The 16,259-nt window shown below is 44.3% G+C and carries 11 protein-coding genes; 6 read left to right on the top strand and 5 right to left on the bottom strand.

Features of this window, described 5'->3' with window-relative positions:
- Window positions 1-3: 3 nt before the first annotated feature.
- Window positions 4-2,304: a cation:proton antiporter gene (locus PLE7327_RS21150; RefSeq protein ID WP_015145802.1), complete on the top strand. Its 2,301-nt coding sequence runs from the start codon at window positions 4-6 to the stop codon at window positions 2,302-2,304.
- 110 nt (window positions 2,305-2,414) lie between these two features.
- On the top strand, window positions 2,415-4,142 hold the full coding sequence (locus tag PLE7327_RS21145; RefSeq protein WP_015145801.1) for an ABC transporter ATP-binding protein: 1,728 nt from the start codon (window positions 2,415-2,417) through the stop codon (window positions 4,140-4,142).
- Between the two features lie 8 nt (window positions 4,143-4,150).
- On the opposite strand, the gene PLE7327_RS21140 is transcribed toward PLE7327_RS21145, so the two are convergent.
- Window positions 4,151-6,358 (bottom strand): tyrosine-protein kinase domain-containing protein, encoded by a 2,208-nt coding sequence (locus tag PLE7327_RS21140; protein ID WP_015145800.1) that lies wholly within the window; start codon window positions 6,356-6,358, stop codon window positions 4,151-4,153.
- A gap of 133 nt (window positions 6,359-6,491) precedes the next feature.
- A complete protein-coding gene (locus PLE7327_RS21135; protein WP_041393712.1) occupies window positions 6,492-7,766 on the bottom strand; it encodes a polysaccharide biosynthesis/export family protein in 1,275 nt (424 codons plus the stop codon).
- 1,011 nt (window positions 7,767-8,777) lie between these two features.
- Between PLE7327_RS21135 and PLE7327_RS21125 the strand changes: the two genes are divergently transcribed.
- Window positions 8,778-9,545, top strand: coding sequence for a proteasome-type protease (locus PLE7327_RS21125; protein WP_041393710.1), 768 nt, complete (start codon window positions 8,778-8,780; stop codon window positions 9,543-9,545).
- 78 nt (window positions 9,546-9,623) lie between these two features.
- Here the strand turns inward: PLE7327_RS21125 and PLE7327_RS21120 are convergent, their stop codons facing one another.
- Window positions 9,624-11,135 (bottom strand): DNA phosphorothioation system restriction enzyme, encoded by a 1,512-nt coding sequence (locus PLE7327_RS21120; protein ID WP_015145797.1) that lies wholly within the window; start codon window positions 11,133-11,135, stop codon window positions 9,624-9,626.
- Between the two features lie 530 nt (window positions 11,136-11,665).
- Between PLE7327_RS21120 and PLE7327_RS25495 the strand changes: the two genes are divergently transcribed.
- The 3 genes from PLE7327_RS25495 (at window position 11,666) to PLE7327_RS21100 (ending at window position 14,533) form a co-directional block, all read left to right on the top strand.
- The gene (locus PLE7327_RS25495) at window positions 11,666-12,124 is read left to right on the top strand and encodes a transposase (protein ID WP_051036494.1); all 459 of its coding nucleotides are present in this window, start codon (window positions 11,666-11,668) and stop codon (window positions 12,122-12,124) included.
- A 317-nt stretch (window positions 12,125-12,441) separates the two neighbouring features.
- Complete coding sequence (locus tag PLE7327_RS21105) at window positions 12,442-13,656, top strand: bifunctional 2-polyprenyl-6-hydroxyphenol methylase/3-demethylubiquinol 3-O-methyltransferase UbiG (RefSeq protein ID WP_015145796.1); 1,215 nt, start codon at window positions 12,442-12,444, stop codon at window positions 13,654-13,656.
- A 574-nt stretch (window positions 13,657-14,230) separates the two neighbouring features.
- Window positions 14,231-14,533 carry a hypothetical protein gene (locus PLE7327_RS21100; RefSeq protein ID WP_015145795.1) on the top strand — a complete coding sequence of 101 codons (303 nt, stop codon included), beginning with the start codon at window positions 14,231-14,233 and terminating at the stop codon, window positions 14,531-14,533.
- Window positions 14,534-14,628: 95 nt separating this feature from the next.
- Here the strand turns inward: PLE7327_RS21100 and PLE7327_RS21095 are convergent, their stop codons facing one another.
- Both PLE7327_RS21095 and PLE7327_RS21090 read right to left on the bottom strand, forming a co-directional pair.
- Window positions 14,629-15,438: a 2OG-Fe(II) oxygenase gene (locus PLE7327_RS21095; protein WP_015145794.1), complete on the bottom strand. Its 810-nt coding sequence runs from the start codon at window positions 15,436-15,438 to the stop codon at window positions 14,629-14,631.
- Window positions 15,439-15,462: 24 nt separating this feature from the next.
- Window positions 15,463-16,242: a glycosyltransferase gene (locus PLE7327_RS21090; RefSeq protein ID WP_015145793.1), complete on the bottom strand. Its 780-nt coding sequence runs from the start codon at window positions 16,240-16,242 to the stop codon at window positions 15,463-15,465.
- Between the last annotated feature and the right edge of the window lie 17 nt (window positions 16,243-16,259).

Raw genomic sequence — 16,259 nt, 5'->3', positions numbered from 1 at the left:
CTCGTGCAGGAAGATTTTAGACTAATTATCGATTTAGTATCAGTTTTGACAGCAGCCGCCGTTGGAGGCTTATTGGCGGCTCTACTACGGCAGCCTATTCTCTTAGGATACTTGCTGGCAGGCATAATTATCGGTCCTGCCGGACTGGGATTAATTAAAGAACTGGTTCAGGTAGAGACACTGGCGCAATTGGGAGTTGCTTTCTTACTGTTTTCGCTGGGAGTTGAGTTTTCCTTTTCCGAACTCCAAAAAGTCAAGGGCATCAGCTTAGGAGGCGGTGGACTGCAAATCATTCTCACGATTGGAATGACGGCTTTGGCGTCTCTGCTAATGGGATGGGTGACTTCCCCCGCTCAGGGCATCTTTTTGGGAGCAATTCTCTCTCTCTCTTCAACAGCAGTTGTCCTCAAAGGGTTGATGGAACGCAACGAAACGGCAACTCTTCACGGACAAGTCATGCTGGGAATCCTAGTCGTGCAAGACCTAGCCTTAGGGCTGATGCTAGCGGTGTTGCCCGCGCTGGACAAACCGCCTGGAGAAATTGGTTTAGCAGTGGGTTGGGCGCTGCTGCAAATAGGGTTATTTGCTCTGGGGGCTGTGTTGGTAGGCATTTGGGTAATTCCTCCCCTACTGCGATTGCTGGCGCGGACAGAGAGTCGCGAACTCTTTCTCTTGGGCGTAGTTGCCCTATGTTTAGGAATTGCCCTGCTAACCGGACAGTTGGGTCTGTCTATCGAAATGGGAGCCTTTGTGGCAGGGCTAACGATCTCCGAGGTAGAATATGCAGACCAAACGCTGACCTATGTAGAACCCCTGCGAGACATTTGTGCCGCCCTGTTTTTTGCCGCCATCGGCATGTTAATCGACCCGATTTTCTTATGGGATAACCTGCCTTCGATTTTGGGGTTAGTGGCATTGGTATTAGTGGGAAAGTTCCTTATTATCGCACCGCTGGTCAAGCTATTCCGCTATCCTCTCAAAACTTCGCTGATTGCGGGATTGGGGTTGGCACAGATTGGGGAGTTTTCCTTCGTTCTCGCTAGTGAAGGGCAACGGTTGGGGTTGGTTTCTCAAAAGGTTTACTCGCTGATTTTGGGCACCACAGCAGTGACGCTGCTACTCACCCCGTTCGTGCTGCGATCGCTCCCGCAATTGTTCGTTTGGGCAGAATCCTTACCCTGGCTCAAGGACTGGTTGGATAAAGCCGACGTGCCGCTAGAAGTCTCGAAGGATGTACCCTTTGAGGAGCATGTCGTGGTTTGCGGCTACGGGCGCGTTGGTCGCTATATCGTGCAACTATTGCGCGATCGCGGCTATCCCGTGCTGGTCATCGATCAATCGGAGCATCGGATTCAACAGTTGCGGGAGGCAGAGATCCCGTACATTTATGGCAATGCCGTCAGCTTGCACGTTCTAAAAAAGGCAGGAGTTAGTAGAGCACGCGGAATGGCGATCGCTCTACCCGATCCCATGAGTACCCGTCTGTGCCTGAAGCGAGCTTTAGAACTGAGTCCCGAACTCGATGTCGTCGTGCGGGCGAACCAGGATAAGGACATCGAACTACTCTACCAACTCGGAGCTAGGGAAGTGGTACAGCCAGAATTTGAAGCCAGCTTGGAACTTTCTGCCCATCTTTTCACCAAACTGGGGCTATCCTTGCCTGCCCTTCAACGGGAAATTCAAAAAATTCGCTATTCTCACTATCTAACGCTGCGTCCCGAACGTCGTCCCGACCAAGTGTCGCGGGAGCTACAGCAAGCGACTCAGGAGATGAACGGAAAGTGGTATCCATTGCCAGCTAATTCGCCTCTGGTGGGTATGACGCTCGAAGAGACCGATCTGCGCCGTCTGACTGGCGTTAGCCTGATGGCAATCCGCCGTTCTGGTGGAGACGAAATGGATTATCCCGATCGCAAAACCGTGCTACAAGAAGGCGACGATCTCCTGATTGTAGGAGAACCCGATGAATTGGCAGGATTCAAGGATCTAGCTAAAGGAGAAGTCGCGATTCCCAATGAAAATGCATCCTGTCAGTGGCTTTTAGTGCCAGAAGATAGTCCCGTCGTTGGCAAGACGCTCGCAGAACTCAATTTCAAGCAACAGTTTGGCGTATTAATACAGGCGATTCGACGAGAAGGAAAGTATATTCGCTTTCCCGATGGCAGTAGCGATATACAAGCAGGCGATCGCTTGCTGTTGTGCGGTAACTTCTATTCGCTCGATCGCGTCAGTCAATCAATCGCACCAAAGCAAAAGCCGGCTACTAATGTAACATCTCAAAGCAACGGTCATACAGGGCAGTAGGGACGGGTTTAATTGCCAAGGCGATCGCATCAGTATTAGCCCCACTACTCAGCACTAAGTTTGTAGCTTTCTTGTAGACTATTACACAATCCATTTATGAGCCACGAGCCTTGAAAACGCGATCGAACTACTGGCAACTGCTTCCCTATCTCCGTCCTCAAATACAAACGATCGCTCAAGCTGCCGTTTGTACGATTGTTTTTACGATTTTCTGGCCGATTCTGGCGCGATTGACCGGACAAATTGCAGAATATGTCGGACAGGGAAATGTTGGCAAAATCGCTCAAATGGGAGGAATTATTGCGATCGCGTTTTTAGTTCGAGGTGCGGCCCAATACGGACAAGATTCTCTGATGGCAAAAGCTGCCCTGAAAATTGCCCTCGATATCCGCGTCAAAGTTTATAGCCATCTACAAAAATTGAGTCTCAATTACTTTGAAGTCACCAAAACAGGCGATCTTTCATACCGACTGACAGAAGATATCGATCGCATCGGAGAAGTTATCTACAAGTTTTTCCATGCTTTTATTCCTTGCGTATTGCAACTCATTGTGGTCATAGGCTACATGTTCTATCTCAACTGGCAATTAACGCTAGGAGCTTTAATTATCACACCTTTAATGACATTATTAGTCGGTGCGTTTGGAGAGCAGTTAGTCAAGTTTTCTCGCCGCAGTCAGGAACGAACATCTAATTTGTCTTCCTTACTCACCGAAGTCTTTAGCGGCATTCGATTAGTACAAGCTTTTGCTGCCGAAAATTATGAAATTCAACGTTTTGCTCAAGAAGCAGAACACAATCGACGGGCAAAATATCATACAGAAAGCCTAAAAGCCTTTCAATATGTCGTGGTTGGCTTTCTGCAAGCAATGAGTATCGTGTTTCTCTTTTTCCTAGCAGGTTGGCAAATTTCTCAGAAAAACCTGACGGGTAGCGAATTTGTTAGTTACTTGGTGGCTGTAGTGATGTTGTTCGATCCCATCGCCATTATCACCAGCAATTACAACGAATTCAAACAGGGACAGGCTTCTGTAGACCGGATTTTTGAACTTTTAGAGATTCAACCCACCGTCGTCGAGAAAAAAGACGCGATCGCACTTCCTCCCGTTACAGGTAAAGTAGAATATCGCCACGTCAATTTTTCCTATTGCCCAGAAAAACCCGTTCTCAAAAATCTCAGTTTGATTGCCTATCCCGGAGAAACGATCGCTTTAGTGGGTGCGTCTGGTGCGGGAAAAACCACCCTAGTCAATCTTCTACCGCGTTTCTACAATGCCCAAGCGGGAGACATCCTTATCGATGGAGTTAATATTCAAGATGTCACCCTCAAGAGTCTGCGACGGCAAATCGGGATCGTTCCCCAGGATACCATGCTTTTTTCGGGCACGATCGCCGAAAATATCGCCTTCGGTCAAATCGAATTCGACCTCGACGCGATCGAATCGGCGGCCAAAATTGCCAACGCGCACCAGTTCGTGACCCAGCTATCGCAAGGATATTACACCTATGTCGGGGAACGAGGAGTCAATTTATCGGGGGGACAGCGACAGAGAATTGCGATCGCGCGGGCAATTCTCCTCAATCCGAGAATTTTAATTCTCGATGAAGCGACTTCGGCACTCGATTCGGAGTCAGAAGCTTTGGTACAAGAAGCTTTAGATCGCATTATGAAAGAACGCACCGTTTTTGTTATTGCCCATCGACTCGCGACGGTACGCCGCGCCGATCGCATTCTCGTTCTGGAAAAAGGACAAATTATTGAATCTGGAACTCACGAACAATTGTTAGCCCAAAATGGGCGTTACGCTCGCTTTCACGCCCAACAGTTCAGTCAATAAACCGTTGCCTACACGCCCACTCTAGTCCCCTCTTCGTCCGATCCGGCTTCTTCGGAATCTACCGTCTCTAGTTGCGTGGGCGAGATGGGATTCAGTCCTTCAACGCCGTTGATAACAACGCCCAGAACCGATACTTCTGCCTCTGTAAACTGGTCGAGCGCTTCGTTTAACAAGCTAGAACGGGTCAGTCCGGGTCGGGTGACGAGAATCAATCCATCGGTGAGCGGTTCGAGTAAGAGGGCGTCGTTGCAGCGCGACAGCGATGGCGTATCGACGATAACCATGTCATAGCGACCCTTCGCATCTTTTAGCAGCAGTTGCAGTTCGCTGGACTCGATAATGGCTGCTGCTCGTCTCTGAGGACCGGGACCGGGCAGGATATACAAGTTTTCGATCGTCGGCACCAAATTGATCGCTTCGCCGCGATTGGCGTAATAGCGCAAAGGTTCGAGCGCTGCTTCGAGGTCGAGCGTTACTTGCAGGACGCTAGCCTTAGAACGGCTGCGCAAGTCGGCTTCCACTAAAAGCGTCCGCTTGCCAGCTAGTGCCGAAGCGATCGCGAGATTATAAGCCGTAACGGTTTTTCCTTCGTCGCCAGCGATACTGGTGATTAAAATAACCTTACAAGATTCCGAAGCCAGACGGCGAATATTGCTGCGGAATCGCTCGTAGTAGGGCAAATAGGGGGACTCGGCATCCAGTAGAATCGGGCGGCGTCTCTCGCTTCCTTCCTCGATAGGCATCAGTGGCAATTGTCCCAGCACTGGGAATTCTTTATCCGATACCGTATCGCGCAATTCTTGGGGCGTATGCAAGCGATCGTCCACCATTGCCAGCAAGAAGATCACCCCAGCGCCGACTACTAAACCAATACCAGCACCCGCAGCCAGAATCAGCAAGACATTAGCTGCTCTTGGCGTGTAGGAGCCAGGTGGGGCAACGACAGGTTCTTGCGCGATCGCCAAGCTGCTAGCCGTTTCTGCCTCAGCCGACTGAGCATCGGCCAGAGCAGTCAGAATATTTTGGTAGATTACCCGTTGAAACTCGACATTTTGAACCAAACGCGCTTGCTGCAATTGCTTATCGGGAAATCTTTCGTACTGCTGTCGCAACTCCTGTTCGGTCTTGACAATCGAGGTAAGTTGGTTGAGCAATCCTTCTCGCTGCGTTTGCAGGGCAACTAACTGGTTAGCCAATTGCTGTCTTGCCGGATCGAGATTGCTGTCTTTGCGAATTCGATCGGGTAAGGGTTTTAAAATCCCGTCGCGACCGATTAATTCTTGAGCGCGTTGTTGCAGGAGGGTATTATTGACCACCTGGTCTTTGCGTAGCTTGACGATGGTCGGGTGTTCCGGTCGCAAATCTTGCTCCAAACGCACGAGTTGCAGCTCATTTTCTAAGATTCTCGCCCGCAGATTGGCAATAATCGGGTCGGCACTCAGCGCAGAAGACGTATACGCTTGATCTGCCGTCAAGCCTAATTGCTTGGACAGGCTAGCCATTTGACCGTCAATTTCCTGTAGCGCCAGCTGGATTTGTCTTTGTTGTTGCTGAGAGCTTGTAATGCCGCTGAATAAGCTGCCATCTTGAACGGCTAATAAATCCGAGCCTTCTCTAGAAATATAGCGATAAAATTTCTCTTCAGCTCTGGTGAGATCGTTTTGTACCTGTCCCAATCGTGCCGTGAGGGCTTCGATTCTGCCGCGTAGCTGGGAGGTATTGAGCCAACGGCTGTAATCGACCATCTCTTTCATGAAGGTTTCTAAAATCAAAGTCGCGCGAGTGGGAGATTCGGGATCGGTATATTCCAACGAGATCGCCTGCGATTGGGCAGTTGTTGTTCCTTTCCCCTCTGGCTGTCCTTCGCCGGGAAAGCTAATTTGCAGTCTTTTATCGCGGATTTCTAAAATCTGGTCGGCAGTTAGGTTTAATTTTTCAGCGACTCTCTGAAGCACTCTAACGGAGAGCAACGCATCTCGGTTAATGGTTCGCCCCTGTTCTTGAAGCTGGCTTCCAGTCGCAGTAAACGTTGGTGGCGGAATGCGATAGGCTAATTGTCCTATTGCTTTGTAAGTAGGACGGGGGGGCTGCGGCGGCGGCTGAAAAGCTACAATTCCTGAAACCCCTACTGCCAAAGCAAAAAGCAGAAATCCCAGCCAATTGTACTGTCCAAAGGCAATTAAATAGCGTTTGACAATAGGTGGAGTTGAAGCCATAGCCATCAAATCGAACTTAGTAGTTGCATCTATTTTAATTTAACGGTTGTCTGATGAAGGAAATTGAGACGATTTTTTAAGCGACTGGCTAACGTTTGCCCAAACAAAGCGGGTCAGAAGATGGCGCTTAAAATTAATCAAATCGATTCGGGAGGTCGAAAATAAAGTCAGAAAAACCAAAAACATCTCGAATGGGTTGGGTCAGAGTTCGAAAAGCAGAGAGAATCTCGCCGAGCAAGGTGCGACTGACGACGATAACATCCTGCTCCTGGAGTGGAATATTTTGAGCGGTATCTCCTTCGACAGTGCTTGTAGGACTGAGCGTTTGAGTGACTACTCTACCTTTTTCTGGGTCGAAGCGCAACAAAGTGACTTCATCAAAGTTAACTCGCAAGGTATCGGCGGCGGGAAGACTAGCTACTACGTCTAGGAAGGTGCTGCCGCTAGGGACGTTGAGATTGCGCAAGCTGATTCCTGCCCCATCGAGATTGGGCGCTAGGATGCGAACGGTAATGCTGGGCTGAACCAGATTGGTACGAGCGAGTAAGTTGCGATCGTAGCCTTGTTCTTGACCGAATTCCAGTCTCGAGACGATCACCGTATCTCCCCCCTGAAGCTGTACGTCTGGCGCTTTTTCTCCTTTGATTAAAGGCGTATACAGATCGACTTTTTCTTCCAAAACCGTTCCATCGACCAAAGAGCGGCGAATGACGATCGATCTGAGATCGGCTTTTGATGTTGCTCCTCCGGCTGAGAGCAAAATCGATACGAGAGATGTTTGCGGAGGTAGGGTATAAAATCCCGGTCTCACGACTTCTCCCAAAAGGGTCAGCTGAACCGGGCGCGCGCCTACAAGGGTGGCAGCGATCTCTGGTTCTTCTTTAAGGAAGCGACGACTTAGCTCGTAGGCAATTTTGGTTTCCACTTCTTGGAGGGTCAGTCCAACCACAGGAACTTTGCCGAGAATTGGGACAAAAATGTTTCCCTCGCTGTCGATAGTTCCTGCAAAATTAAACTCTGGAAAATCAATTACGTTAACATTAATGCCATCGCCGATCGCCAGTCGATAGGTTCTAAAAGGTCTGGATTCTCTCTCCTCATAGACGGGGGTCGAGTTGGTTTCGGGAGGTAAATCTCCTCGTCTAAAGGTTGGCGAGGGAGAAGGCACGGGAGCGGGTTGCGTCGGCGACGGTTGAACTTGAGGCGTTTGGGCGTCTGGTCGCCCCGCGTTGGGAAGGGTTGGCAGCGAGTCTTCTGGCGATTGGGACTGGGGCGGCGATGGGGGAGCTTGAGCCAGACAAGCGCTAGCCAACCCAAGCGAGTAAGTTAGCCCGAACAAAAGCGCACCTAAAAGGTACGAACAACGAGAAGCAACGACCTGCAAGCTAATAAGAAAAGTAATTGTCATCCGATGTCGCTGGTGCATGGTTAAAGACATACTCAATTAGAAGGTAGCGATCGCCATCGAGGGAAACAGTATAAAAGAGGAAGGATAAAAAAAGGGTGAAGACTACCCCAGATAATTAATTATCGGTGATTAAACTCAGTGAGACTGTTACCAGTCCCACTGGTCTTCAAAACCGTGCGTAATGGTTTCCCCATTACACGGCTCCTCAATGCTCTGGTGTCTGTCACACATACTTCAAAAAACCTGTGTTGCTACTTTATTTCATGATATTAGCACTGGCATTAGCGTCTGAATTGACCTTAAAGCCTTGTGCGGTATAAGATATCCACCTCTACCAAGATTTTTCGGCTTACCTTTAATTTTCTTGCCTCTTTTACTTGATGGTTGCCACCCTTCGGGTTTCGCACCGAAAATAGGTAGCTCGTCATTATCTAAGTATGAGGACTTTGAAGAATAGCTTTCTTCGGTTTCAACAAATTGAATCCCGTATTGTTTGCACAACTGAGCAATACGGGATTTTAATTTAGCCGTCGGAATCTATACGAATTCCCGCTCCGTCTTTTTTCCTAAATTAATTTCATTTTTGTTACCAACATTTCAGCCAAAAATTACTGTGCCTATTTGATTTTTTTAACTTACTTTCCAAGAGAAAAAATATTTGCCCGTCTTTTAATTTTAATCATTGAGTTAATCCTCACTCGGTAACGAGGTTAAAACCCCTAAGTTCGCTCGAATACCAGCCTTTAAAAAAGCTGGCTAACTCTCGCTCACCGCTATTTGTTTTTTTGGGTTGGTTTCAATTTGTACTCGTAAGTAAGAGTAAGCATTTTTGACCTCGATCGCATTTTCCTATTTTAAATTCTACAATTGTAGCTGTTAACTGTGTAGATATATAGAGTAGCGCGATGTTTGCTCTTGGCAACAATTCACCAGTCAATAAATTGACCGTCCTCTTGTTGCATTAAAGAAAGATAGAATAACCGTTGGTAGCTCTAGATGGATTTTAGAGGCGTGACATACTGTTTGGGAATCATTAATTGCTTTGGGATCGTGATTGCAGCAGACTCTCGGACTAATGCTGGAGTTGATTATATTTCTGCTTACAAAAAACTCTTCGATTTTTCCGTACCGGGAGAACGAGTGCTTTTGATTTGCACTTCTGGAAATCTCTCGATGACGCAGGGGGTGATTGCTGAATTACGGCGAGATATTCAAAACCACGAGGAAGTGAATCTGCATAATCTTTCCAGTATGTATGATATTGCTCGCTATATCGGTCATAAAAGTCGGCAGATTCAAGATCGCGATCGCCAATGGTTAGAAAGGGATAATATTGATTTTCAATGTAACTTTCTCTTGGGAGGACAAGTTAAAGGGGAGGAACCCCAGCTTTACTTAATTTATCCTCAGGGAAACTTTATTCAGGCAACCAAAGAAACGCCATTTTTACAAATTGGAGAAACTAAATACGGCAAACCCATTCTCGATCGCACGATTACTTACGATACACCGCTAGAAGCGATCGCTAAGTGCGCTCTCCTGTCAATCGACTCGACGATGAAATCTAACATTTCTGTCGGTCCGCCGATTAATTTAGTCATGTACAAAGCTGACAGTTTGGTCGTTCGCCATACCTTAGAGTTGCGCTTGGGAGATCCCTATTTAGCTAAGATACGCAAGTTATGGGAAGACTTTGTTCGCCAAGCATTTGAAGCAATGCCGAATATAGAATGGCAGCGCGAAACCGAAGCATCTGTAGAAGATATTTTGATTGATTAGTTGTTATATTAGTTATTGGTTATTAGTTAGTGGAAAAATACAAATAATTGCTATCAAGTAACGACTAACCATGAACTATTAACTATCTAACAAATCATATTTCTCTTGAACGATTTTTAATTTTGCTTTAGCTTCTTCAGCATTATCGGCTAAATTGGCAAACTCAATAAAACGCTTTAATTCCTTTCGCAATAAATTGCGTTCGACTTCCCAAATTTCTCGATCTAATTCTGGTGGCATAACGATCGTATCAAATAAGGTTGCATGGGTTTTACCGGGATGAGGACGCAAGATTCTCCCCCGACGCTGAATAAATTGACGGGGATTTCCGGTACTGGCTAAGATTACGGCGTTTTGAATGGCGGGAATATCGACTCCTTCATCTAAACAGCGAATCGCAACTAAACCTTGTAACTCTCCGCTTTCAAATTGTTGTCGCATTTTTTCTCTTTCTTCTAGTGGCGTTTGAGCAGTATAAGTATTAACTCGATAGCCTAATTCTGTCCCTAAAATGCGCGTCACGGCTTCTAATTGACGGCTATAAATCGCAGAAGAAGAATTATCGACATACCCGTCGCCGCAATAAAAAAGTGTATGGCGAGTATGCAAGCGTTTAACCATTAAATTTCGCAAAGCTTCTAATTTATTCGCTGCTGCGCCAACTAAACGCGATCGCTGCATCAATAATGAAGTTAACATCTCATTTTTTGTCCAATCCGCGTTATCTTCTAATGCCCAACCAATTCGTTGCGTCAATTTAGCATAAGTTAAAGCTTCTGATAGCGTTAATTCTACTAAAATAGGATGGTAATAATAGCGAACTAATGCCCCTTTATCAATCGCATCGGCAAGCGTAAATTCAGGTTGTAAAATCTCGCCAAAATAATTTAATATAGCTTTCGTTCCATCTTCATCAAAATATCTTTCTGGCGTTGCCGATAGAGCTAGTCGCAGACCAATTTTTCGCGGTAAACTCTCTTCTAAACGAGTCGAACCGAGGTTATGAGCTTCATCGCCAACAATCAGAGTTTTCTCAGGAAAAAACTTAAGTTGGGATTGAAATCCTTCTCCCATTAAGGTGGAATTGGTCGTAATAACCGTTAGAAAAGATTGATTTCCACAACGAAGAGTATATAAACGAAGAGTATATAATTGTGCAGACAGTTGACTTTGCCAGTTATGAACGTTTTCAAACGCTAAAATAGGTTTTAAATTAAATTTTTCACATTCTCTTGCCCATTGCGTGACTAGATGGCAATAAGGACAAACTACCAAAAGAACCTGCAAACCAATTTTTTGGTATAGTTCGGTTGCGATCGCGAGGGCGACAATGGTTTTTCCACTGCCCGTTGCCATTTTTAGCGTTCCTCGTCCTTTGTTACGAAACCAACTAATAATGGCAGTTTGCTGATAGTCTCGCAGTTGGAGATCGGTAGGAATTTTCGGGTATCCTAAGGGTTTAGACTGATAAGATACTCCCGATTCTGCAACTTTTCGATCTTGATATTCTTGAGCTAACTTTTCCCAGTTTATAGAGGATAACTTAGGAGAATTATAAGACTCATCAATCTGAAGTAACTTTAAGATCATCTAAACAAGCGAGTAGATTAAAATTTAGTGCGATCGCGGCAGACAATAAATAATTATTATATTGCCATAACTTACGATCGATGGTTCGGACAATTTTGAGAAAAAAAGACAAAAAAAGCTATCCCTCAGATAAGGTAAAAGTGTGGAGCAATTACCGAAAATGGATAGCATCAAGACAATTATACAAAGCCTACTGGTTTCAGTGGGCGATTTAGCCAACCCCAACAGAAATTTGTTCTCACCTTATTTTCGACTCTTATCATCGTTTGTGGACGAGCAAATTTCACCAATTTAAGTCGTTACAGCCAGCTTAATGAGCAAACCGCTCGTAGACAAGATCAACGCTCGTTCAACTTTATGAAGTTCAACGGAGAATTGATTGGACAAGCCATCCCACCACAAGCTCAAACAATCTTAGCAGTGGATTGTTCGTTCCTTCCTAAAAGTGGAAAACACACTTATGGTTTGGATTACTTCTATAACGGTAGTGCAGCCCATATCATATCGAAAAAGGGTTGGAAATCTCGGCAATGGCAGTAGTAGATGTAACTAACAACATCGGCTACAGTCTGAGCGTTCAGCCAACACCTGCCAATCAATTCGTCAAAACAACTTCGTCTTCCAAGAAAACCGAACAATTGGAAATGACGAGAATCAATGACTATCTCAGACAACTTGAAGCAACTCGCCCTTATCTTCCCACTTCACGGCGCTATGTAGTCACCGATGGCTTTTACAGTAAAATCAAATGGGTTGATGGAGTTAGAAATGTTTACCTACTTAAAAATTCTGGTTCTCATGCGAGTACTTATGCGGTTTTGTTCTCCACTGACCTCGAACTAGATGCTTACTCGATCTATCTCTACTATAAGGCTCGTTTTCAAATTGAATTTTTGTTCCGTGATGGTAAACAGTTTACTGGTTTAGCTGATTGTCAAGCTCGCGATCTAACTAAACTTGATTTTCATTTTATTTTAATAGTTCTTTGACGGCTCTCAATCTAGCTAAATTGAATGCTTTTCAACAACATGATTGTGAGACGGATTTTGTATTTTCGATGGCGAGTTATAAACGACGTCCCCTCAATTCTCATCTTCTCGAACGATTTATTCTACACTTGGGCTGAGAGCCAACTTTAATTAAATCTCACCCCAACTACCATAGCCTTTATGACTACGGAACCATCACTGCTTAATTCAGAAGTGTTGAATCCAGATATAAAACTTCCCGCATTTAGGCAACGCCGAATTTTGAACTATTTGGGTCAACATCGGATAAACTCTATTTTGCAGTCATTTTTCTTAGCATGTTCGATTCCCAAGCTATCAACGCTGCCGTTGCCAAACTCTACAATACCTATCCGTTTCCGCCAGATCCCCTTTCCGACGAACCACCACCGGGATACAATTGGCGCTGGAATTGGATAGCCGCTTATAATTTCTGTACGGGTCAAAAACCCTTGCGGCAAGATATTCGCATTCTCGATGCCGGATGCGGGACGGGTTCGGGAACCGATTATCTAATCCATCTCAATCCAGAAGCGGAAATCGTCGCGATCGATTTGAGCGAAAAAGCGCTGGAAGTGGCAAAAGAACGCTGTCGCCGTTCGGGAGTGCTAGCAAACCGCGCTCGGTCGGTTGAATTTCATCTCCTCAAAGTCGAAGAGGCAACTCAATTACCCGGCGAATTCGATCTGATTAACTGCGTTGGCGTGTTGCATCATTTGCCCGATCCCGTCAAGGGAATTCGTGCTTTGGCAGAAAAATTGGCTCCTGGCGGATTGTTGCACGTATTCGTTTATGCTGAGTTAGGACGCTGGGAAATCCAACTCATGCAAAAAGCGATCGCACTTTTGCAAGGAGACCGACGAGGGGATTACCGCGATGGCGTGTTTGTCGGTCGTCAAATTTTTGCCTCTTTACCAGAAAATAACCGAATTGTCAAGAGAGAAAAAGAACGTTGGTCGATGGAAAATCATCGGGACGAATCGTTTGCAGATATGTACGTCCATCCCCAAGAAGTCGATTACAACATCGAGACGTTGTTTGAGTTAATTGAGGCTTCTGGGTTAGAATTTATTGGCTTCTCCAATCCCCGATATTGGCAATTGGAAAGATTGCTCGGAAAATCGCCAGAGTTGATGGAAAGAGCAAAGCAAATGAGCGATCGCGATCGCTATCGACTGATCGAACTGCTAGATCCCGAAATTACCCACTATGAATTTTTCTTGGGCAAACCGCCCTTATTAAAAGCAGATTGGTCGGTTGACGAAACCCTATTAGCAGCCATTCCCGAACGCCATCCTTGTCTGATGGGCTATCCCAGTCAAAATTTGCTCGACTGCGACTATCAACCCGTCCGCTTGTCGGAAGCAGAATTTACCTTTTTAGAAGCTTGCGATGCGAATTCATCTCGAAAGCGCACGGTTGGCGAGATTTTAGAGATTTTAAACGCTGTCAAACTCGATTTAGATGCAGTGCGATCGCTCCAACAACGGCAGTTGATTGTTTTGAGCAAATAATTAAATATCAATGCCAAGTTGTACTGGAAGTACAAAACGTCGATAGAGATTTAGCCATTTATTGCTAGCCACGCTAAGCATTGGAAACCTCTATTGGTGACTCTGCACAAACCAATGACAATTATTCATTTTCTTACAAAAATTAATATTTCCTCTAAAGTCCCCACAATTGAGAATTAATGAAGGTTACTCGTCCGCAGCAGTTGCGAGGAAGAAGGGATTTTCCTGCAAGGCAGGGCTTCTAAATGTATTAATGGAGAAAGAGGGAAGATCGAGATTTCGACCCGATGCAAGCCCTTAGCTGAAGTTAGGGAATTATTGCTAGAATTGTGGACTGGATTGATTCACAGAGCTATTTCATTCTCGAAAGCCAGAGAATAAATTCTCTGTCTAATTCCTTAAGTCCTATAAGACGGACTTAAATTTTGAGCCAAGAAATTCATTTCTTGGTTAAGTGCAATCAGAATGAAATAACTCTGAATTGATTCAGTACTGCCGCTCGCCTTTGAGCTTTAAATTTTTACGAGATTTTGGGAACGCTAATAGAGTAGCTAGGAACGACTCTGAATGCAAGATGATTAAGAATGCGAGGCAGTTTCTGCTCAATGAGGTTTTGACTTACTATCGGGAAACAATCGCGCCGGAGCTATATTGTCTTGGAGTTCAGAGCGATCGCTTTATTCCTAAAATAGAAGAACTGGCTCAAGAAATTGCGCCTGAGATCGCTTTATCCGAACATCAGCAAACACAGTTGTTGGAGCAAATAAGCGAGATTGGGGTGGCAATGTTTGAGTGCGATCGCGACAGCGATCTCGAAGCTTATAAAATAAGGCTAAAGCAGTATCTTGTTTCCTGCTGTAAGGGGGTTTCTTTATAGATTAAATCTTTTCTTCAATAATGAGTTTTAAAAAATACATAGCCTATCGCTTATTTCATCCGTCACTAAAACAGTTTTTATTAGATCGGCAAGAATTACTTTTTATAAACATGAAACAACGGAAGAATTCCTTTTGGAAAGAGTTTGCGAATGGCACTTCTTAAAGCAATATCACCTCTTAACAAAATATCTCTCAGCTTTTGTTCTGGTCTTCCCCTAAAAGCGGTAATATGAAAATACTCTTCTCCATCTATGGAAGTCGGGGAGAAATAATAGTTAGACAAGCAACATCTTTGTCCTTCATGTCTGATTGGACTTACTGAATGAAAAGAAGATCTAGTAGTAATCATTACCACTAATCTGTTGAACTTACTCCAGATAGTTCTGGGTTTACCTTTTAAACCATTATCCCAGAGTTCCAAGTTTCCACCATACTCTAGTTTCCAATTTGGTGTCACGTAGTAGAGTAAGTTTAGTACTCGATAATTACTCCGATCTTTGTCATGAGAGTTATCAATATGGGGATTCAGGAAACAGTCCTTGTCCATCAGGCTTATGCCGCCAGCATAAAGATATTTATCAGCTATTAGCTCTTTTATCCCTGTAATTTCTGATAATCTGGACACAACTCTAAGATCCTGGAACGCGTAGATAGCTTCCTCTAAAATAGGATTGTATAAATTCATCTGAGCAGCAACATACTTATTTTCTCGCAGGCTTCGTTTGCGAATCATTTCTTCTTTTTTTGGGAAAGCATTGTAAATTTGCAATGCTAATGACTCAGGTAGAACATCATCAACTATAAAACTATTAATCCGACCGGACTGACAGAATTCTTCTGTTTTCTCAGAGAAGAGTAGATCGAGTCTTTTAGTAATATAATCGGCAAGTTCTGTTCTATTCATTATTAGTCTCCAGTGAAAATATTGTTAGAAAAATCGCCATCCATGCTTGCCAAAAAAATAGAATGCCGATCTAATAGAGATTAGCATCAATCTAAGAGACTTATACGAACCTTTAGCCCAGTGATGGTAAATCCAAACATCTGGATAAAAAACTGTTCTATATTTCTGTGACATTCTAAGAGTTAGATCGGCATCTTCAAGATACATAAAAATATTTTCATCAAAATAGCCAATTTCATCTAAATATTTTTTACGAAATAGCATGAAACATCCCGATAAATAAGGAACGTCTATTATCCGATTGTAACCAGTATCTCGCATCTCATACCAATTCAGGTAATCTTTAAATAGCCCTTTTAAATATTGTGGGACAAATCTTCTAGCAAATAAGAGAAAAAAACTAGGATAGCGCTTACAAAGATATTGTAACTCGCCATTAGGATAGTAAATCTTAGGTTGTATGAGACCGATATCTGGATTTTTATCTAAATAGTCAATTAGTTCGATAATAGTATGCGACTCGAAATAAACATCAGGATTTAAAATTAAATGATAATCAGAATTTTGAATTTTTGACAATGCCAAATTATGACCTTTACCAAATCCAAGATTTCTTCCATCTTGATAAAAATAATCAATTTTAAAGTTGCTTAAATTACTAAATATCTCTGATAATTCTGCTGAAGGAGAATTGTCAATCACTATAAGATTTATTTCTAATGGTGTATTAAATAAAGATTCAACCGCCTTAAGAACCATCTTTGGTTCATTCTTATAAAGAACAAGTGATGCGCTAAGTCTCATACTTTTGATATAGAAAT

Origin of the sequence: Pleurocapsa sp. PCC 7327 (assembly GCF_000317025.1) — a bacterium.
GTDB lineage: Bacteria > Cyanobacteriota > Cyanobacteriia > Cyanobacteriales > Microcystaceae > Hydrococcus.
This window is presented reverse-complemented; position numbering and strand designations above follow the sequence as displayed.